Source organism: Mycolicibacterium canariasense, assembly GCF_002101555.1.
GTDB classification, from domain to species: Bacteria; Actinomycetota; Actinomycetes; order Mycobacteriales; family Mycobacteriaceae; genus Mycobacterium; species Mycobacterium canariasense.
The window spans coordinates 21281-39672 of sequence record NZ_LQOL01000041.1 but is presented as its reverse complement, the minus strand read 5'-3'; the positions used below and the strand labels follow the sequence as shown (position 1 = coordinate 39672).

Genomic DNA, 18392 nt, shown 5'->3' with positions numbered 1-18392 from the left:
GGCTTCGGCTACCCGACACCCCTATTGAGCCAGGTCATCTCGCCGGTATCGCCGCCACCGCGGTAGGGCTCCAGCGACTCGTCCCAGGCGGTGCCCAGCACCGTGTCCAATTCGGCGGCGAGCGTATCCGCGCCCGAGGCCATCAGGCTGCGCAGCCGCTGCTCGCCGACCATGACATCACCGTTGGCGCTCATCGCACCGCTCCACAGACCCAGCTGCGGGGTGTGGCACCAGCGGTGGCCGTCCACGCCCTCGCTGGGATCCTCGGTCACCTCGAAGCGCAGCACCGACCACGAGCGCAGGGCATTGGCCAGCTGCGCGCCGGTACCGACCGGCCCCACCCAATTCGTGACAGCACGAAGCTGCCCCGGCATGGCCGGTTGGGGCGTCCATTTCAGGTTCGCCCGCGCCGACAGGGTCGACGAAAGCGCCCACTCCACGTGTGGGCATACCGCCGCGGGCGAGGCGTGAACGTAAACCACGCCAGTCGTCGCATCGGCGAACTGGTTCAACGCACGCATCATCTGCTCCTTCGGCTCCACGAGGGACGTCTTCCCCAACGACCTGGTGTTACCGAATAGATGCAGTTGTTTCGTGCGTGTCTATTGTGCCTCGTGGGACCAGTGTTGCGCTAGTCTGCGCGGAATTCTCTCAGGACCTCATCAGAGATTGCGGGCCACAGCGGATAGGTCCACTCCCCGAAATCGCGGTCGGTCAGCACCACCAACGCCATGTCAGCGACCGGATCGACCCACAGAAACGTCCCCGACTGGCCGAAATGCCCGAACGTGCGCGGCGAGTTGAGCGCCCCGGTCCAATGCGGTGACTTGCCGTCCCTGATCTCGAACCCCAGCCCCCAGTCGTTCGGGCGCTGCGACCCGAACCCGGGCAGCACCCCGGCCAGCCCGGGGAACTGCACCGACACGGCCTCGGCATGCATCTGCGGCGACACCAGCGTCGGACGCAGCAGCTCACCGGCGAAAGCGCTGAGGTCGGCCACGGTGGACCGGCCGCCATACCCCGCGGCGTCGGCGCCGCCGACCAGATCGGAGCTCGTCATCCCGAGCGGCTCGAACACCGCTTCGCGCAGATACGCGCCGAACTCGATACCCGCTGCGTCCTGCAGCGCGGCAGCCAGCAAGGTGAAGCCGTAGTTGGAGTAGATCCGCCGGGTGCCGGGCGCGGCCATCTGTTGGGCCGACTGCATCGACACACCCGAGGTGTGCGCCAGCAGGTGGCGCACCGTCGCACCCGGCGGACCCGCCGGGGTGTCCAGTTCGAAGACGCCCTCCTCGACGGCGACCTGTGCGGCGCGGGCGACCAGCGGCTTGGTCACCGAGGCCAGCCGGAACACGCCGCCGACATCGCCGTGGGTGGCCAGCACGCCGGCTCCCCCGATCACCGCGGCCGCTGCGGTATCGACCGGCCAATCCGACAGCACATCGAGGGCGCTCACGGGCGCCAATCTAGCTGGAGAGAGCTACCGCCGCGCCAGCAGATCGTCGAGCAGTCCGGCGACCGCCGCATCCACCTCGGCGACCACCCGGCGCAGCTCCCCGAGGCGGCCGCGCGCCGGACCCAGGCCGGCATGTGACCGCAGCACATCGACGATCGCCCGGTAGGTCACCGCGTCGGTCGCCTCGGCCCACCTCAGCGCCGACTCGGACCAGGCTCGCAGTCGGTCGACGTCGGCATTGTCGGCGGCCGACATCAGCGCGCGCCGGTAGACATCGGCAGCCCACTCCATCGGTACGCGTTCGTCCAGCATCGGTAGCAGCGCGTCGTCGAGCGCGGCGTAGCCCTCGGCGAACCGCTGTCGCGCCAGGGCGGCGATCCCCTGGGCGGCGCGGGCCAGGGCGATCAGGGTCGGATCGCCCACCCGTGTGGCGATGCCGCCCAACTCGGCCGCGGCAGGGCCGTCGGGCGCGAGAGCGACACCGAGATAGGCGACGTATCCGTGCGCGGCGCTCTCCGCCGTCCCGCGGAGTAACAGCGCCGCGCGGTCGGCCCAGCTTTGGGCCACCGCCACATGCCCGCGGGCCAACCAGGCCAGCCCGAGTTCGGCGGCTTTGACCGCTGCCTGCATCGGATCGGTACGTACCAGTAAGGTGTGCACGCGTTCGTTGATCCGGACGGCCTCACGGCCGTGGCCCAGCCGCCAGGCCGCGGCGGCATAGGCGGCCAAGTCGTCGGTGGCCAGCCGTTGCACGCTCTCGACGCGCCCGAACGTCTCGTACGTCGTGCGCCAGTCGCTGCGCCGGTACGCCGAGCGCGCAACGACGAGAAGTTCGACTCCGTGGTCAACCGACACCAACACCATGGCCCACGGTAGCGCGTGAAACGAGGCATTAGGTTGTACGCATGCCTCAGACAGTGCGTGGTGTCATTTCCCGGTCGAAGAAGCAGCCCGTCGAGTTGGTCGACATCGTGATCCCGGATCCGGGTCCGGGTGAGGTGGTGGTCGACATCATCGCGTGCGGGGTGTGCCATACGGATCTGACCTACCGCGAGGGCGGGATCAACGACGAGTACCCGTTCTTGTTGGGGCATGAGGCCGCCGGCACGGTCGAGGCGGTCGGCCAGGGTGTCACCCATGTGGCGGTGGGTGATTTCGTGATCCTGAACTGGCGCGCGGTGTGCGGCGAATGCCGGGCCTGCAAGCGCGGCCGCCCGCAGTTGTGTTTCGACACCTTCAACGCCACCCAGAAGATGACCCTGACCGACGGCACCGAACTGACCCCCGCCCTGGGGATCGGTGCGTTCGCCGACAAGACCCTGGTGCATCAGGGCCAGTGCACCAAAGTGGATCCCGAGGCCGACCCGGCGGTGGCCGGTCTGCTCGGTTGCGGGGTGATGGCCGGGATCGGCGCGGCCATCAACACCGGCAATGTGGGTCGTGATGACACCGTCGCGGTGATCGGCTGCGGCGGGGTGGGTGATGCCGCCATCGCCGGCGCGGCACTGGTCGGTGCCAAGAAGATCATCGCCATCGACACCGACAACCGGAAGCTCGATTGGGCGCGCGGGTTCGGGGCCACCCACACCATCAACGCCAAAGAACTCGACCCCGTGCAGACGATTCAGGATCTGACCGACGGGTTCGGCGCCGACGTGGTGATCGACGCCGTCGGGCGCCCCGAAACCTGGAAGCAGGCTTTCTACGCCCGCGATCTGGCCGGCACCGTGGTGCTGGTCGGTGTCCCGACACCGGAGATGACCCTGGAGATGCCGTTGGTGGACTTCTTCTCCCGCGGCGGATCACTCAAGTCGTCCTGGTACGGCGACTGCCTGCCCGAACGCGACTTCCCCACCCTCATCAGCCTGTACCGCCAAGGCCGGCTGCCGCTGGAGAAGTTCGTCTCCGAACGCATCGGCCTGGATGCCATCGAGGACGCCTTCCACAAGATGCACGCCGGTGAGGTGCTGCGCTCGGTGGTCATCCTCTGATGGGTGCCATCACCCGTGTGGTCACCAGCGGCACCTTCTCCCTCGACGGCGGCACCTGGGATGTCGACAACAACATCTGGATCGTCGGTGACGACCACGATGTGATCGTCTTCGACGCCGCGCACACCGCCGCCCCCATCGTCGAGGCCGTCGCCGGGCGCAACGTCGTCGCCGTCATCTGCACCCACGGCCACAACGACCACATCACCGTGGCCCCCGAACTCGGCACCACCCTGGACGCCCCGGTGTTCCTGCACCCGGCCGACGAGATGCTGTGGCGGGAGATCCACCCGGACAAGGATTTCCGCAGTGTCGACGACGGGCTGGTGCTGACCGCGGGCGGCATCGAGGTGCATGCGCTGCACACCCCGGGGCACTCCCCTGGCTCGGTGTGCTGGTCGGCCCCGGCGCTGAACGCCGTCATCTCCGGTGACACCCTGTTCCAGGGCGGCCCCGGCGCCACCGGCCGGTCCTACTCCAGCTTCCCCACCATCCTGGAATCCATCTCCACCAAACTGGGCACCCTGCCCGACGAGACCCACGTCTACACCGGCCACGGCGACACCACCACCATCGGCGGCGAACTGGTGCACTACGACGAGTGGGTGGCGCGCGGCCACTGACGTAGCGCTGCGAGGAACGAGCAGTGCTGAGGGCCGTGGCCCAACAGCGCGGCCACTGGCCCTTTGCGATCACGCTGAGCCAGTCCCTGTCGCCGGAGGTGCCGCGGCCTGACTAGGACCCCAGCAGCCGGCGCTTCTCGGCGTCGAATTCGTCCTGGGTCAGAGCGCCGGAGTCACGCAGCGCGGCAAGGGTTTTCAGTTGCTGGATGCGGATGCCGTCGTCGGTGGGCGTGAAGGCCGGCCCGGCATCGATGGTGAAGGTGGGCATCAGCCCCACCGGAGTCGGGCGGCGGCGCACCTTGGCCGCCCACACCCGCGCGATGATCAGGTCGACGACCGCCAGGCCGAACACCGCGGCGAGCCACCACGGCAGGTCGGGCACCGGGCTGCCGTGACCGAAGGCCAGCCGCGGGCTGAGGAAGGCGCTGACATTGCCCTCGGTGCTGATGCGATAGTCGCCCTCCTGCGCGATGCGGGCCACCCACACCCGCACCCGCGCATCATTGTTGACGGTGGTGGTGCTGCCGATGGACTCGGTGACCTCGGGCTCGGCAACGCCGGCCGGCGGGTCGGCGCGCCACCGCAGATTCGGGATCGGCAACCCTCCCCCGGTGGTGCTGCCGATGATCTGGGTGTGGAAGCTGACATTCACCTCACCGGCCGGCAGGTGTACCGTGCCGCGGCCCGGGATCGGCACCTCGCCGTAGGCGTCGTACTCGTCGAACACGAACGCGTTGAGCATCAACGCCACCACGAACCCGACACCCGAGACGATCATGGTCACCACCGCGATGACGGTGAGGAATCTGGGTGCTGTCGACCGGCTCACATCGCGCAGTCTGTCACGTCGGACGGCGGGAAACACCTGGTGGAACGCACCGGGCCGAAAATTTTCCCGAGAACTGAACCCTTGGCGATGCTCGCCCGTCGTTCCTGCTGACCGCGCCACACGGCGCTGACAGAAGGGAACGACCGTGACCTTGAACTCGATGCTTCCGGCGGCCACGACAACCGCCGAGCCGCAGGTATGGCGGTTCGATGACTTCGTGTTGGATCTGCCGCGATTCGAACTGCGCCGCAACGATGTCGCCGTCCCGATGGAACCCCAGGTTTTCGACGTGTTGATCCAGTTGGTCAGCCACCACCAGCGCGTGGTCACCAAGAACGAGCTGTTCGACTCGGTGTGGGGCGGTCGGTTCGTCGGGGAGGCGGCGCTGACCAGCCGCATCAAGGCGGCCCGACGTGCACTCGGCGACGACGGTGAAACCCAGCGTTACATCAGGACGGTGCGCGGCCGCGGCTATCAGTTCGTCGGGGTCTTCGTGGCCGAGGCGGAGCAGCCCGAGGTGCGCGTGGAGGTGCCGGGAGGCGGTCACGTGGTGTTCTGCGGCTCCGCCGCCACGCCGGGCATGCGGGTCGCGGCGCGCTGGACCACGCGTCAGCGGCGGCGCCAGGCGCGTCGTTGCCTGAACGGTCCGCCGAGGTAACGGTGCCTGCCGCCGTCGCGACCCGGACGATCCGGGGTGCGGGTGACACCGCAGACCGGTCCGGTAAGCGAGAATCGAGACATGACGAGGACGCGCCGGGCCGGTCGCACGCACACCAACCGAGGAAACCACTCGTCATGACAGACTCCGGTCCTTCCGGGCCGCACGATGGTGCCGCCGACTTGCTGCGCGGTATTCACGACGAGCACGGCCCCGCGCTGCAGCGCTATGTCCTGCGCCTCACCCGCGGCGACCACGAGTTCGCCGAGGACGTGGTGCAGGAATCGCTGCTGCGGCTGTGGCAGAAGCCCGACATCCTGACCACGGGTTCTGTCGACTCGGTGCGGGCCTGGCTGTACACCGTGGCCCGCAACCTCGTCATCGACGATCGCCGCAGCCACCGCTTCAAACGTGAACTGCGCACGGACACCGTCCCCGAGCAGCGCGCCCCCGACACCTTGGGACCGGCCGTCGACTCGTGGATCGTCGCCGACGCCTTGCGGTCCCTGAGCCGTGAGCACCGCACCGTGCTGGTACGGGCGCATTACCTCGGCGAGACCGCGGCCGAAATCGGCCGCCACGAGAACATCCCAGCGGGGACGGTCAAATCCCGGCTGCACTATGCGGTCCGTGCGCTGCGCGTCGCCCTGGCAGAAAGGGGGGTGGTGCAATGAGCGCCGCCGACCACGACCCGTCCGAGTGGGACGCCGCCTATCTCTTGGGCGCTCTCACCCCGGAAGAGACCGTCGAATACGAGCGCTACCTGGCCGAGCACCCCGATCAGGAGGCCGGTCTGGACTCGTTGGCGGGCCTGCCCGCCATCATGGATGTCCTGCCCCGGGAGGAGGCACTGGCGCTGCTCGACGAGGATGCCGAATCGGCACCCAACCTGGTGACGTTGGCCACGGCCGCCCGGAAGCGGCAGCGCCGGGCCCAGCGGGTGCGGGTGGCCACCGGCATTGCTTCTGCCGCTGCATGTCTCATCATCGGCGGCTTCGTCGGCCATCTGGTCCTGGGCCCGCAGCAGCCGGCGGGACCCGCGCTGCAGGCGATGGGCACCGGGCAGCGCGCCGGGGTGACCGCGGCGCTGGCGGTATCGGCCGAATCATGGGGGACGCGGCTGGATTGGCAATGCCAGTACACCAAGGACTGGGCCACCACCGTGGCCAGATACGACCTGGTCGTCACCACCAAGGACGGCCGGGAATCGACCATCGCGTCCTGGAGCCCGTCAGGCAACGAGGCGTCGAACCTCGCCGCCGCCACCGCCATTCCCGCCGCCAACATCCGCACGGTCGACATCCGGGTCGCCGACACCAAGGTGCCATTGGCGGTGACCACGCTCGGCTGACGGACAAACCGCCTCCGTCCCCAGCTCACTCAGATCTCGGTGGACGGCGGCGTGGACTACCGTTTTCACCGTGTCCAGTTCGAGGCCCGGACCCAGCCGCGAATCCAGTGTGGTGGTGCGACCGATCCCACCGGGGAGTGGGTTCTACACCGCCGGTTCCCGGCTGCAGGCGGCCGGCCTGAAACGCGCCATCGAACTCTTCGAGCAGACCGCGCAGGTCGTCCCGATCCCGTCCCCACCCCGGCCGATCGTGATCGCCGACTACGGCGCGGCCAACGGGCACAACTCGCTGCTGCCGATCTCAGCGGCCATCACGGTGCTGCGGAAGCGGACCCGCCCCGAGCACTCGATCCTGGTGACCCACACCGACGTTCCGGACAACGACTTCAGCGCGCTGTTCCGCGTGCTCGACGAGGATCCGGACAGCTACCTGAAGAAGGATCACGCCACCTACGCCTCGGCCGTGGGGCGGTCCTTCTACACCCAGATCATCCCGTCCAACAGCGTGAACCTGGGCTGGTCGGCGTGGGCGGTGCTGTGGCTGGGCCGGTTGCCCTGCCCGGTGCCCGATCACATCCACGCCACCTTCAGCGCCGACGCCGGTGTGCGGGCCGCCCACGACAAGCAGGCGGCGTTCGATTGGCACGAATTCGTGGCGTTCCGTGGCCGCGAACTGTGCCCGGGCGGCCGCGCCGTGGTGATCACCATGGCGGTGTCCGATGACGGCGAGTTCGGCTACCGGCCGGTGCTACAGGCCGTGATGGCCGAGCTCACCGAACTGGTGGCCCGCGGCATGATCACCGAAGCCGACGTGGTCCGGATGAACCTGCCGATCGTCGGCCGGCGAACGGGCGACTTCCTGGCGCCGTTCGCCCCGTCCGGTCGGCTGGAACAGCTCAGCATCGAACATCTCGAGGTGTTCGACGCTGAGGATCGGTTCTGGCAGCGCTACCAATTAGACAGGGATGCAGCGCATTTCGGTGCCGAATGGGCGGCGTTCGCGCGGGCGGCGGTGTTCCCGACGCTCGCGGCGGTGCTACCGGAGGAGCGGCGTAGCACCTTCTGCGATGTGCTCGAAGCCGGGGTGGCGGCCCGGCTGGCCGCCGAACCGGAGCAGATGCGGATTCCGATGGCGCTGGTCGTCCTGCACAAGCGGCCCAGGACGCTCTAGCCCCAGGCCGGAATCGCCGCGTCGATGAGGTGCGGGCCGGGCTGCCGCACCGCGGTCCGGAACTGCTCGGCGAGGTCCTCGGCCGTCGTCGCGCGACTGGCGGGCACGCCGAAACCCGTTGCGATGGCGACGAAATCGATATCCGGATTGCCCAGATCCAACAGCGAGCGGGACTGCGGGCCGGTCGCGGCCGAGCCCACCCGCGCCAGCTCCAGCTGCAGAATGGCGTAGGCGTGGTTGTTCAGGATCACCACGGTGATGTCGAGTTGTTCGCGTGCCATCGTCCACAGCGCCGAAATGGTGTACAGCGCACTGCCATCGGCTTGCAGTGCGATGATCGGCCGGTCCGGGGCCGCGACCGCGGCACCCACCGCGACGGGTAGCCCCTGGCCGATCGCGCCGCCGGTCAGCGTCAGCACCTCGTGCCGCGGCGAGGCCGCCGTGGCGGCCGGCAACAGCAGCCCGCTGGTGTTGGCCTCGTCCACGATCACGGCGCGCTCGGGCAACAGCGCCCCGATCACCTCGACCCAGTTGGCGACGGTCAGCGGCCCCGCGGGCAGCGTCGGCGGCACCACGGGGGCGGGCGGCAACCCGGGGGCGGCGAGCGCGTCGACAAGCCGGTCCAGGTCGGCAGGCTCCACGGTGTGGATGTGCGTGCCCCGCGGCACCAACCCGCTCGGTTTTCCCGGATAGGCGAAGAAAGCAACCGGTGAACGCGCGCCGACCAGAACCAGATGCGAGATGCCCGCCAGCTGCTGCTCGGCTTGTTCGGCAAGGTAGGCCAGTCGTTCGACGGGCGGGACACCGGCTCCGCGGGACAGCCGGGCAGGGAACGTCTCCACCAGCGCCCTGGCGCCGACCGCCGACGAAATCCGCGCGGCCGCAGTGAGTCCCGCCGCATCGGTGGCCGCTCCCCCGAGCAACAGGACGCTGCTCGCGCCGTGCGAGCGCAGCAGCTCGGCGATGGGCTCGAGGTCGGCGGGGGCCGGCCCGTCGGTTACCGGTGCGGCGGGTGGCACAACGGCAACGTCCTCCGCGGTGCTCCAGGAGTAGTCGGCAGGCAGGATCACGGTGGCGACCCGGCCGGGCGGACCGACCGCGGCGGTGATCGCCTCGTCCACCGAGACGGCCAGTGCCGACGCGGTCGCGGGCCGCACGACCACTCCGTCGGGCCAGCCGGCGAGGGCGTCGATATCGGATTGCAGCGGCGCGTCGAACTCCGCGTGGTAGGTGGCGTGGTCGCCGACGATGTTGACGACCGGGCTGTGGGCGCGTCGCGCGTTGTGCAGGTTGGCCAGGCCGTTGGCCAGCCCCGGACCCAGGTGCAGCAGCGTGGCCGCGGGTGTCCCCGCGATTCGGGCGTAGCCGTCGGCGGCGCCGGTGGCCACCCCCTCGAACAAGCACAACACCGCGCGCAGCGCCGGAGTGTGGTCCAGGGCGGCCACGAAGTGCATCTCGGACGTACCCGGATTGGCGAAACAGACGTCGACTCCGCCGGCCAGTAATCGGCCGATCACCACATCGGCACCGGTGCTCATCGGTCCCACCCTAGTGCGGAAGCTGTTGCCCCGGTTGCGGGATGAACGGCGGCAAGCCGGGAATGGTGGGGATCGGCGGGATGGTCGGGATCGTCGGGATCAACGGCGGCGGTGTCGTCGGCGCGGGGGCTTCGGTGGCCGGTGCCGGCGGGGCTTGCGTGACGGGTGCCTGCCGGGTGACGGTCCTGGTCTGGGGTGGCGCCTCCGTCGCCGGCGCGGGCGCCTCCGCCGGTGAGGGCTGTTGCGGGACGGCGGACGGGGTGGCCGGGTTGGCCGTCGCCGTTGCCGTGGTGGTCTGCGAGGTGGGCGTCTGGGATTGGTCGGTGCGCATCACGAAGACGGCCGCGGCCACACATACCACCAGCACGACGGCGGCACCCGCCCCGATCAGCAGGGCGGGCCGCCGGTACCAGGGAGTCGGTTCGGGCTCGGGTTCTTCGTGTTCGGCGAATTGCACCTGCGGCCGGGCATCGAGGCCGGCGAAGCTATGGGAGGGATCACCGTCGATCGGGTGGTCCACCACGAACGGTTGGGCGCCGGGCACCTCGTCGGTGTCCTGTGACCAGGCCAGGGCGCGGAAGGTGCTCGACATCGCCGGGTCCGGCGCGGGCACGACCGCCGGGTCCGGCGCGGGCACGACGGGCGGGACCGGCGCGACCGTGGTGACTCCCTCGTCTGCGGCAGGGCGCGCGGCCCTGATGCCGGCGCCGATCGCCGCGGCGAGTTCCGGCTGCGGCAACGTCACGACCGGCACCCGGAACTGGTCGGACAGTGCCGCCGTCACCGCGGGGACGCGGGCACCACCGCCCACCGAGGCCACCGCCGCCAGGTCCGCGGCCCGAATTCCGCTGCGCTGCAACGTGTCGCGCAGCACGGCGAGAAACTCGCCGAGCGAGGTGCGCAGCATACCGTCGAGTTCGTCGCGGGTGACCCGCACCTCGGTGCGATGGCCGGGCAGGTCCACCGGCACCGCCGCGGCGGCGGCACCGGAGAGCCGCTCCTTGGCGATCCGGCACTCGGCCCGCAACCTGGTCAGCGATCCGATCGCGGAGGTGCCGGCGGCGTCGGCCGCACCGGGAACACCGGCGAGCACATGGGTCAGCAGCGCCTGGTCGATGAGCGCGCCGGACAGTTCGGGGTAGCGCACCGTGGGGGCGATCGGCTGATGGCCGTTGGCCGCGTCGGCGACCGTGATGCTGGTACCGGTGCCGCCGAAGTCGCACAGCACGACGATGCCGCGGGCCGGCAGCCCGGGGTTGTCGCTCAGCGCCGCCAGCGCGGTGACCGCGTCGGAAAACAATGGCGCACTGCGCAGTTCCTGGTCGGCGGCCAGCGCCGTGCGCAGCGCCGCCACGTGGCGGGGGTGCCAGTGCGCGGGGTGACTGATGCCGGTGCGTGGGCCGGGCGGAACGGTGCGGTGCAGTGCCCGCAGCGCTTCGGTGAGCAGCGCCTCGGGCCGGTGGGTGGTGCCGTCGGCAGCGACGACGCCGACCGGATCGCCGACGCGGTCCACGAAGTCGGTGAACACCAGACCCGTTTCACGCGTCAGCACCGCCGGCCGCGTCACCGCGGCCCGGCCCACCGTCACGGCCGCCAGATTGGTGGCACCAATCGACAGCCCTACCGACTCAGTCATCACACCCGCCTTCAGCAACCCTATCGGGTTGTCCATCTGAATTTGCCGGGCAGACGTTACTAGCGGATGGTGCCGGCGCCCGGGATCAGCGGAAGGTCCAGCGCGGTGACCCAACCCGGTGGCAGATCGTTGACCGCGGGTACGGCGTTGAGGGCGCGCAGACCCGTTGCCAGGCAACCCGCGGCCGCCGCGTCGCGGCCCGAGCCGTCGGTGAACCGGAAGGCGGTCTCCTGGGAGATGCTCGGGGTGCCTTCGATGTCGACCCGGTACACGTCGTTGTCGTTGCCCGTCGGCCAGTCCGGCGCCGCGTCCAGCCCGATCCGGTTGACGTGTTCGAGCTGGATGCGGGTCTCGTCGCGGTAGCGGCCGTTGATGGTGAACCGGACCGCTGCCACATGGCCGGCCGGGATGATCCCCTTGGCGGACTTGCGGTCTTCCGGTGTCACCCACTTCTCCCAGGTGGTGGTGATCTCGTCGAGGGTGATGCCGGCCGCGTGCGCGATCATCGGCACGGTGGCACCCCAGGACATCACCAGGATGTCGCGGTGCTCCAGCAGCGGCCGGTACTCCGGCGGCTTGCCGATTCCCATCTCGAACTCGTAGTCACCGGTGTAGTTGGTGTAGTCGAGCAGCTCCGAGGCGCGCACCCGGCGCACCTCCGAGCACAGACCCATCAGGGTCATCGGGAACAGGTCGTTGGCGAATCCGGGGTCGATCCCGGTGGTGAAGCACGACGCTCCCCCGGCGGCACAGGCCTCGTCGATCGGGCTGATCCACGATGGCGGGTTGAGCGACATGTGCGGCCACACCCATGGCGTCATCGCCGTCGAGCAGACATCGATCCCGGCCCGCAGGAAGCGGGTGATGAGGTCGATGTTGGCGTCGGCCTGCGCGGCGGTGGGCCCGTAGTGCACCAGGGCGTCGGGTTTCAGTGCGATCAGCGCGTCGACGTCATCGGTGGCGGTCAGTCCGAGGGGAGCATCCAGGCCGCAGATCTCGCCGACATCGCGGTCCACCTTGTCGGGGTTGCTGACGCCGACGCCGACGAGTTCGAACAGTGGGTGTTTGACGATCTCGGCGATCACCATGGTTCCGACGAATCCGGTACCCCACACCACTATTCGTTTCATGTCGTGCTGTCCCTTTCTCGGCTGCGGTGCAGCCCGCGGATCTCTTCGCGCAGTTCCTCGATCTGCCGGGCCGTGGCGGCCCGGTTGGCGTCGTCCTCCTCGGCAACACGTTCGACGATCCACGAGGCAAGCGTGGCGGTGACGATGCCCAGCAGACTGATCCCGGCGATCATCAGCGCCACCGCGATCAGCCGGCCGCTGAACGTCACCGGGGCGAGGTCGCCGTAGCCGACGGTGGTCACGGTACTGATGGCCCACCACAGCGCGTCGCCGAATGACGTGATCTGGGCGTGGGGTGCGTCGCGTTCGACGTCGAGCACCGCCAGCGAGGCGGTGTAGACGATGGTCACCACGCCGCCCGCGGTGTAGGTGGCGACGCGGCCGCGGATGCTGTGCCCGATGACGCGTTGCAACACCTCCAGCACCACCGCCAAGCTGAGCAGGCGCAGCGGGCGCAGCATCGGCAGAGCGACGATGGCCAGGTCGAGCAGGTTGCGCACGAACCACCGGCCCCGCGGTTCGGCGAGATAGAAGCGCACCAGATAGTCCGCGACGAACAACAGGTACAGCGTCACCATGAGGACGTGCAGGACGGCGCCGCCGAATCCGCGCGGCTGGGCCAGCACCCGGATCGAGTAGCAGGCCAGGAACAGCAACGCGACGGCCGCGAGCAGCCACTCGGTCCGGTGTTCGAACCGCTGCAGCCGGGTTTGATCGCTCATCAAGCGGTGAGGATAACTCCGGTGCGGATCAGAAGCAGCGGCGCAGTCCGCCCGGCTCACAGATCAACGGGTACTGCTCCACCGGTATCGGCAGCGGCCCCTGATAGGACAGCGTGAACGGCCTCTTGTCCAGGGTCGCGGGCAGCCCGCACACCTGGTTGTGCGAGATGATGCGGGTGCCGCTCAACGTGTTGCTGTCGAAGCGGAAGGTTTCCATCAGCGCCTCGGTGCTGCCGTCCGGGCAGGTCAGACCGTCCACCGAGCTGATGTTGTACGCCCACAGGCCGTCGGTCAGCACCGCGTCACCGCCCTTGGCAACCGCGTTCGGGGTCGAGCTGACGTGCAGGCGGCACGCCACCGGGTCGTGGATCTCGGCGCGCAGATCCCCCACCACCGGCACACAGGACGGCCAGATGGACCATGTCGCATCCGGTAGTCCCTCTTGGTGGAAGGTGTAGACGCCCTCCATCACCTGCTGGTCCGCGCGCGCCGGGCCGGCAAATGCCACCAGCGCCGCGCCCGTCAGCAGCGCACCGACCAATGCGGAAAAGTACTTCCTCACCGTCGCAGTATTACAGGGCGCTTCGGACACGTCCCGGCTTTGTACCGTGAGAGAGTCAGCCGCATGACTGCACTCGACGGCAAAGTGGCGTTGGTGACCGGAGCGTCGTCTGGATTGGGAGCGGCGACGGTGAAGGTTTTCGCCGAACGGGGCGCGACGGTGTTCGGCATCGCGCGCGATACCGGCCGGCTGGCCGAGGTGTTCGCCGACGTGCCCGGCGGACGGTACGCCTCGGTGGACATCGGTTCCGCCGCGGCCTGCCGCCAGGCCGTCGCCGACTGTGTGGCCGCGTTCGGGCGTCTGGACGTGCTGGCCAATGTGGCCGGCTTCCACCAGATGCGCCGCACCATCACGCTGACCGACGCGGAATGGGAGCATGATCTGGCGGTCAACCTGAACGGGCCGTTCTACCTGTGCCGGGCCGCGCTGCCGCATCTGCTGGAAACCGGCGGCAATATCGTCAACGTCGCGTCGGTGGCCGGTGTCGAGGGTGAGGTCTACTCGGCGGGTTACTGCGCCGCCAAACACGGGCTGGTCGGGCTGACTCGGGCGCTGGCCGTGGAGTTCACCAAGGAGAAGGTGCGGATCAACGCGGTGTGCCCGGGCGGGATGCTCACCCCGCAGGTGACCGACTTCGCCGCCCCGGACGACGCGGATTGGGAGCTGATCATGCGGATCGCCGCCCCGCGCGGTTTCATGGATCCTGTCGACGTCGCCACGACCATCGCGTTCCTGGCCAGCGCGGACGCGGCGGCCATCCACGGTGCGGTGTACCGCGTAGACAACGGGAAGGGAGCGGACTAGTGGAACCGACGAACCTTGGGCCGGGAGGTAACTCCGCCGTCACGGATTCCGTCGGCACCGTCGGCAGCGCCGGGGTGGGCGGTTCGATCGCCACGGTGGGCAGTGCGGCGGTCGCGGGTTCGATCGCCACCGTCGGCAGCGCCGCGGTGGCCGGTTCGATCGCCACGGCGAACAGCGCGGGTGTGGCCGGCTCCATCGCCACCGGCGCAAGTGCCGGCGTGGCAGGCAGTTTCGCCGTGTTCGCCAGCGCCTTCACCATCCTGTGTGCGGCCCTCGTCGGCTGCGCGTGCTGCCTGGCGTGTGTGGCCTGCCGGAAATGCCGAGCCTGCGTGGCCTGCGTCGCGTGCACCGACTGTGTGGGCTGCGTCGGCTGCGTCAACTGCTCGGGTCTGCGCGGTGCCGTCGGCTTGCGCAACGTGCACGCCTGATTCCTACAGTCCGCGCCGGCGGCCCATCAGCACCACCAGGCCCACCGCGCCGAGGCTGAGCACCGAGCAGGCCACCGCCGCCGCCATCAGATAGATCTGGTTGCGGTCCAACCCATTCGACGCCTCGGTGGTGTTGTCTGCGACGAGCTGCATCCGGTAGTCGCCCGGCAACGGCGCTTCGCGCGGTTCGTCGAGACCCGGGAACTGCTGGGTGCGGTGCACCTCGAATTGCCGTTCACCCGTGGCGGTTTGCGTCCAGACACCCCAGGCCGGGGTGACGCCGTCGAGCAGGACCTTACGCTCGCCGTAGCGGGTGTCGTCGCCGACGTCGACGATGCGCTGCACCCGGAACGGTTCGTAGACGGCGCGCGAGTACCGCACCTGGACGGGCACGTTGTCGTAGCGCCACACCGGGGGCGGGGGCGGCGGGAGCGCCACCCCGACGGCGGGGATGAAACCACCGCCGAAGAAGCTACCGACGGCGACGTTGACGGCCGTGTTGAGTGCGTTGACCACCACGGCGGTGAAGCTGTAGGCGGCCAACTCGGCGGCGTAGAGCACCACCCGTTGCAGCGGGTTGATCGTCACGATCCGCGGTGAATTCTGGTACACGTACACGACACGCACCGGATCCCGGTACGGGTTGAAGATGATCGGGCGGTAGTGCTCGTCGTATTGGACCCACTCCGGCCGCCACTGCCGCACCTTGCGGTCCCAGTCCCGGCCATCGCGGTGGCTGGTTACGAAATCGGGCCGGTTCCAGTCCCGGTCGTCGTCGCGATGGGTCACGTTGAGCGACACCGCGAGTGCGGCGATGTCCTGCTGCGGCGCCGGCTCGGGCTGCTGCTCGATCGGCTTGGCGTTGCGGGCCAATTCGACATCCGCCTCGGGCGCGTCGAGTGTCTGCGGCCGCACCGTCTCGATGGGTCGGGCGGCCTTGGTGGCGGTCGACGACGTCTCGGTGCTCGACGGCACACCGGTGACGGTGGGGGTGGCGGCCACCTCGGCGGCCGGGTCGGCCGGGGTCGGCGGCGTGGTGGGCGCCATGGGAGTGGTCGGCGTCGGCGCGGCGGGAGCGGTCGGGTCCACCGGCGGTGCCGGGGACGGCTCCGCGGCAGCCGGCCGATCCTCGGTGCGGGCCACCCGGGGCGGTGGGCTGGGCTCGGCCGGCGTTGCGGTCGGGGTGGCCTTCGGCGTCGACGTGGGGGCGGCGGTCGTCGGTTCGGCGACCTTGGTGGTCGAGGTGTGGGTGGTCGGCACCGGGGTGGTGGTCGCGGGCTGCGGTGCCTCGGTGGTCGCAGGCAGCGGCGCCGCGGTGGTCGTGGCGTGGGTGGTCGGCGGCGCCGGCTCAGCGGGCACCTCGACCGTCGGCGTGGCCGTCGGTGTCCGGGCAGGCTTGGGCTGCGTGGGCGGGGCCTGGGTGGGCACCACCACCTCGGGCAAAGGCTCCGGTTGCGGTGCGGCCGTGGGCAATTGCGGCTCGCGGCCGCCCTGCTCGGATTTCGGGGCCTGCGACTGCGGGGCCGCCGGTTCCGGCGCCTCGACGAGGGTCGTCGTCGGCGCCGAGGGATCGGCTTTGGTGTCGGGCGACGCCGCCGCGGGCGCCAGTCCCGAGATCAGCGCAGTCATCGAGATGATCAGGCTCGACGCCACACCGGCGACGACGTGTCGGCGGGGGAACAGTTCACGCGTTGCACGCACCGTGCATCCACTCCTTAAAAAGTCCAAGGAGCGTGGCATCCAGCCACTGCTGCCAAGTTGCAGCCATCTCCCCCGACACTGGCCCCGGGCCAGCAGCTGTCTCGCATGGTTCATCGCCACAACGCCGGAGGCGTTACAGGAGCCCGCCTACCCGCGTCGCGGTCCCGGTGCCTCTAAGGTCGAACCGTGAACCGGCTGGACCGCTTCTTCGATATCAGTGCCCGTGGCTCGAGCGTCGCCGCCGAACTGCGTGGTGGCGTCGTCACCTTCATCGCGATGGCGTACATCATCGTGCTGAACCCGATCATCCTGTCCGGCGGCACCGACGTCACCGGCGCCAAACTGGGCTTCACCCAGGTGTCGGCGGTGACCTCGCTGGCCGCCGGGGTGATGACCATCCTGTTCGGGGTGATCGCCCGGTTGCCGTTCGCGTTCGCGGCTGGCCTGGGCATCAACTCGTTCCTGGCGTCCTCGGTGGTGGGTTCGCTCACCTGGCCCGAGGCGATGGGCCTGGTGGTGATCAACGGCCTGATCATCGTGCTGTTCGCGGTCACCGGGCTGCGCAGGCTGATCTTCGACGCCGTGCCGATGCCGTTGAAACTGGCGATCACCGCCGGGATCGGCTTGTTCATCCTGTTCATCGGCCTGGTGGACGCCGGGTTCGTGGCGTCCACCGGCGGGCCGTCGCCGCCGGTCGGCCTGGGCGGGCACGGCGCCGGCTCCATCACCAGCATCCCGACCGTGGTGTTCGCCTTCACGCTGCTGCTCACCGGCGTCCTGGTGGCCCGCAAGGTGCGCGGCGGCATCCTCGTCGGGCTCATCATCGGCACCCTGGTGGCCGTCGTCATCGAGGCCATCTGGCACCTCGGGTCGGCCCAGGAGAAGCCCGGCGGCTGGGGTCTGTCGGTGCCAACCCTGCAGGGGGCGCCGTTCTCGATTCCCGATCTGTCCCTGGTCGGCGCGTTCAGCCTGGACAGTTTCGGCCGGATCGGCATCCTGGCCGCCGTCATGCTGGTGTTCACCCTGGTGTTCACCAACTTCTTCGACGCGATGGGCACCTTCACCGGATTGTCCCGGCAGGCCGGGGTCGCCGACGCGCAGGGCAACTTCCCGCGGCTGCAGTCCGCGTTGGTCGTCGAGGGCGCCGGTGCGGTGGTCGGCGGCGCGGTGTCGGCCTCGTCCAACACGGTCTTCATCGAGTCCGGCACCGGCATCGGGGAAGGCGCCCGTACCGGGCTGGCCAGCCTGGTTACCGGCGGATTGTTCCTCGCCGCAATGTTTCTCACACCGCTGGCGGCCATCGTGCCATCGGAGGTCGCGGCCGCGGCGCTGGTGATCGTCGGCGCCATGATGGCCTCGCATCTGCGCGAGATCGACCTGGCCGACTTCTCGATCGCGCTGCCGGTGGTGCTCACCGTCGCGGTCATGCCGCTGAGCTATTCGATCGCCAACGGCATCGGCGTCGGATTCATCTCGTGGGCGGTGGTGCGCACCGCGGCGGGCAAGGGCCGCGAGATCAGCCCGTTGTTGTGGATCGTCGCGGCCGGCTTCCTGCTGTACTTCGCCCGCGGCTGGATCGACACGCTGATCGGGGTCTGACTCCCGGGCCTTGAGGTACGGGCCCGGTGCCGGTGGCTTGTCGATCGAGACCGAGTTCGCTGGCCGCAGCACGCAATTGCGCCCACGAGTGCGTGAAGAGCTGGACAACCGCGGGCGCGTGGACGCTCATGCTTTGCCGGCAATTCTCTGCGCACCCGCCGACGCCGTCGTGCCGACGATCGTAGCGGCAGAA

General features: G+C 69.6%; 18 protein-coding genes and 1 pseudogene. 9 read left to right on the top strand and 10 right to left on the bottom strand.

Annotated features, from left to right (window positions below; translation table 11 throughout):
• Window positions 1-8: 8 nt before the first annotated feature.
• From AWB94_RS09220 to AWB94_RS09210, 3 genes are all read right to left on the bottom strand, one after another.
• The gene (locus tag AWB94_RS09220) at window positions 9-521 is read right to left on the bottom strand and encodes a DUF3145 domain-containing protein (protein WP_036398559.1); all 513 of its coding nucleotides are present in this window, start codon (window positions 519-521) and stop codon (window positions 9-11) included.
• A 110-nt stretch (window positions 522-631) separates the two neighbouring features.
• A complete protein-coding gene (locus AWB94_RS09215; protein ID WP_062658009.1) occupies window positions 632-1456 on the bottom strand; it encodes a serine hydrolase domain-containing protein in 825 nt (274 codons plus the stop codon).
• Window positions 1457-1480: 24 nt separating this feature from the next.
• The gene (locus tag AWB94_RS09210) at window positions 1481-2320 is read right to left on the bottom strand and encodes a hypothetical protein (protein WP_062658010.1); all 840 of its coding nucleotides are present in this window, start codon (window positions 2318-2320) and stop codon (window positions 1481-1483) included.
• 41 nt (window positions 2321-2361) lie between these two features.
• Between AWB94_RS09210 and AWB94_RS09205 the strand changes: the two genes are divergently transcribed.
• On the top strand, window positions 2362-3447 hold the full coding sequence (locus AWB94_RS09205) for an S-(hydroxymethyl)mycothiol dehydrogenase (protein ID WP_062658011.1): 1086 nt from the start codon (window positions 2362-2364) through the stop codon (window positions 3445-3447).
• The gene (locus tag AWB94_RS09200) at window positions 3447-4070 is read left to right on the top strand and encodes an MBL fold metallo-hydrolase (protein ID WP_062658012.1); all 624 of its coding nucleotides are present in this window, start codon (window positions 3447-3449) and stop codon (window positions 4068-4070) included. The genes AWB94_RS09205 and AWB94_RS09200 overlap by 1 nt, the downstream gene beginning before the upstream one ends.
• Before the next feature lie 112 nt (window positions 4071-4182).
• Here AWB94_RS09200 and AWB94_RS09195 read toward each other — a convergent pair whose 3' ends face one another.
• A complete protein-coding gene (locus AWB94_RS09195; RefSeq protein WP_409365981.1) occupies window positions 4183-4899 on the bottom strand; it encodes an SHOCT domain-containing protein in 717 nt (238 codons plus the stop codon).
• 160 nt (window positions 4900-5059) lie between these two features.
• On the opposite strand from AWB94_RS09195, the pseudogene AWB94_RS09190 reads away from it, so the two are divergent.
• The 4 genes and pseudogenes from AWB94_RS09190 to AWB94_RS09175 form a co-directional block, all read left to right on the top strand.
• A pseudogene (locus tag AWB94_RS09190) lies at window positions 5060-5390 on the top strand (winged helix-turn-helix domain-containing protein); the annotation flags it as partial.
• A 304-nt stretch (window positions 5391-5694) separates the two neighbouring features.
• Window positions 5695-6231, top strand: coding sequence for a sigma-70 family RNA polymerase sigma factor (locus AWB94_RS09185; protein WP_062658014.1), 537 nt, complete (start codon window positions 5695-5697; stop codon window positions 6229-6231).
• Window positions 6228-6908 (top strand): anti-sigma factor, encoded by a 681-nt coding sequence (locus AWB94_RS09180; protein ID WP_062658015.1) that lies wholly within the window; start codon window positions 6228-6230, stop codon window positions 6906-6908. Before AWB94_RS09185 ends, AWB94_RS09180 begins: the two co-directional genes overlap by 4 nt.
• Window positions 6909-6978: 70 nt before the next feature.
• Window positions 6979-8079, top strand: a complete 1101-nt coding sequence (locus AWB94_RS09175) for a class I SAM-dependent methyltransferase (RefSeq protein ID WP_062658016.1) — start codon at window positions 6979-6981, stop codon at window positions 8077-8079.
• Here the strand turns inward: AWB94_RS09175 and AWB94_RS09170 are convergent.
• The 5 genes from AWB94_RS09170 to AWB94_RS09150 are packed head-to-tail and all read right to left on the bottom strand — an operon-like array spanning window position 8076 to window position 13667.
• Window positions 8076-9617, bottom strand: a complete 1542-nt coding sequence (locus tag AWB94_RS09170) for an acetolactate synthase large subunit (protein ID WP_085122413.1) — start codon at window positions 9615-9617, stop codon at window positions 8076-8078. The two genes, AWB94_RS09175 and AWB94_RS09170, sit on opposite strands and share 4 nt — an antisense overlap.
• 10 nt (window positions 9618-9627) lie before the next feature.
• On the bottom strand, window positions 9628-11253 hold the full coding sequence (locus tag AWB94_RS09165; RefSeq protein WP_085122416.1) for an Hsp70 family protein: 1626 nt from the start codon (window positions 11251-11253) through the stop codon (window positions 9628-9630).
• Between the two features lie 59 nt (window positions 11254-11312).
• Window positions 11313-12383 carry an NAD(P)H-dependent amine dehydrogenase family protein gene (locus tag AWB94_RS09160; protein WP_062658017.1) on the bottom strand — a complete coding sequence of 357 codons (1071 nt, stop codon included), beginning with the start codon at window positions 12381-12383 and terminating at the stop codon, window positions 11313-11315.
• Window positions 12380-13105, bottom strand: a complete 726-nt coding sequence (locus AWB94_RS09155; RefSeq protein ID WP_062658018.1) for a potassium channel family protein — start codon at window positions 13103-13105, stop codon at window positions 12380-12382. Before AWB94_RS09155 ends, AWB94_RS09160 begins: the two co-directional genes overlap by 4 nt.
• A gap of 28 nt (window positions 13106-13133) precedes the next feature.
• A complete protein-coding gene (locus AWB94_RS09150) occupies window positions 13134-13667 on the bottom strand; it encodes a hypothetical protein (protein ID WP_062658019.1) in 534 nt (177 codons plus the stop codon).
• 63 nt (window positions 13668-13730) lie between these two features.
• On the opposite strand from AWB94_RS09150, the gene AWB94_RS09145 reads away from it, so the two are divergent.
• Both AWB94_RS09145 and AWB94_RS09140 read left to right on the top strand, forming a co-directional pair.
• Window positions 13731-14471, top strand: coding sequence for an SDR family NAD(P)-dependent oxidoreductase (locus AWB94_RS09145; RefSeq protein ID WP_062658020.1), 741 nt, complete (start codon window positions 13731-13733; stop codon window positions 14469-14471).
• Complete coding sequence (locus AWB94_RS09140) at window positions 14471-14899, top strand: hypothetical protein (RefSeq protein WP_062658021.1); 429 nt, start codon at window positions 14471-14473, stop codon at window positions 14897-14899. The genes AWB94_RS09145 and AWB94_RS09140 overlap by 1 nt, the downstream gene beginning before the upstream one ends.
• Window positions 14900-14902: 3 nt before the next feature.
• On the opposite strand, the gene AWB94_RS09135 is transcribed toward AWB94_RS09140, so the two are convergent.
• Window positions 14903-16600, bottom strand: a complete 1698-nt coding sequence (locus tag AWB94_RS09135) for a hypothetical protein (protein WP_064961336.1) — start codon at window positions 16598-16600, stop codon at window positions 14903-14905.
• A 186-nt stretch (window positions 16601-16786) separates the two neighbouring features.
• Here AWB94_RS09135 and AWB94_RS09130 point away from each other — a divergent pair, with 186 nt between their 5' ends.
• Window positions 16787-18199, top strand: a complete 1413-nt coding sequence (locus tag AWB94_RS09130) for an NCS2 family permease (RefSeq protein WP_062658023.1) — start codon at window positions 16787-16789, stop codon at window positions 18197-18199.
• Window positions 18200-18392: the final 193 nt, after the last annotated feature.

What these genes read in the sequence shown, in the direction of transcription:
- AWB94_RS09145 (WP_062658020.1), top strand. Translation starts at nt 13,731, where the DNA reads ATGACTGCACTCGACGGCAAAGTGGCGTTGGTGACCGGAGCGTCGTCT.
- AWB94_RS09205 (WP_062658011.1), top strand. Translation starts at nt 2,362, where the DNA reads ATGCCTCAGACAGTGCGTGGTGTCATTTCCCGGTCGAAGAAGCAGCCC.
- AWB94_RS09210 (WP_062658010.1), bottom strand. Translation starts at nt 2,320, where the DNA reads ATGGTGTTGGTGTCGGTTGACCACGGAGTCGAACTTCTCGTCGTTGCG.
- AWB94_RS09165 (WP_085122416.1), bottom strand. Translation starts at nt 11,253, where the DNA reads ATGACTGAGTCGGTAGGGCTGTCGATTGGTGCCACCAATCTGGCGGCC.
- AWB94_RS09160 (WP_062658017.1), bottom strand. Translation starts at nt 12,383, where the DNA reads ATGAAACGAATAGTGGTGTGGGGTACCGGATTCGTCGGAACCATGGTG.
- AWB94_RS09155 (WP_062658018.1), bottom strand. Translation starts at nt 13,105, where the DNA reads ATGAGCGATCAAACCCGGCTGCAGCGGTTCGAACACCGGACCGAGTGG.
- AWB94_RS09170 (WP_085122413.1), bottom strand. Translation starts at nt 9,617, where the DNA reads ATGAGCACCGGTGCCGATGTGGTGATCGGCCGATTACTGGCCGGCGGA.
- AWB94_RS09180 (WP_062658015.1), top strand. Translation starts at nt 6,228, where the DNA reads ATGAGCGCCGCCGACCACGACCCGTCCGAGTGGGACGCCGCCTATCTC.
- AWB94_RS09185 (WP_062658014.1), top strand. Translation starts at nt 5,695, where the DNA reads ATGACAGACTCCGGTCCTTCCGGGCCGCACGATGGTGCCGCCGACTTG.
- AWB94_RS09200 (WP_062658012.1), top strand. Translation starts at nt 3,447, where the DNA reads ATGGGTGCCATCACCCGTGTGGTCACCAGCGGCACCTTCTCCCTCGAC.
- AWB94_RS09220 (WP_036398559.1), bottom strand. Translation starts at nt 521, where the DNA reads ATGCGTGCGTTGAACCAGTTCGCCGATGCGACGACTGGCGTGGTTTAC.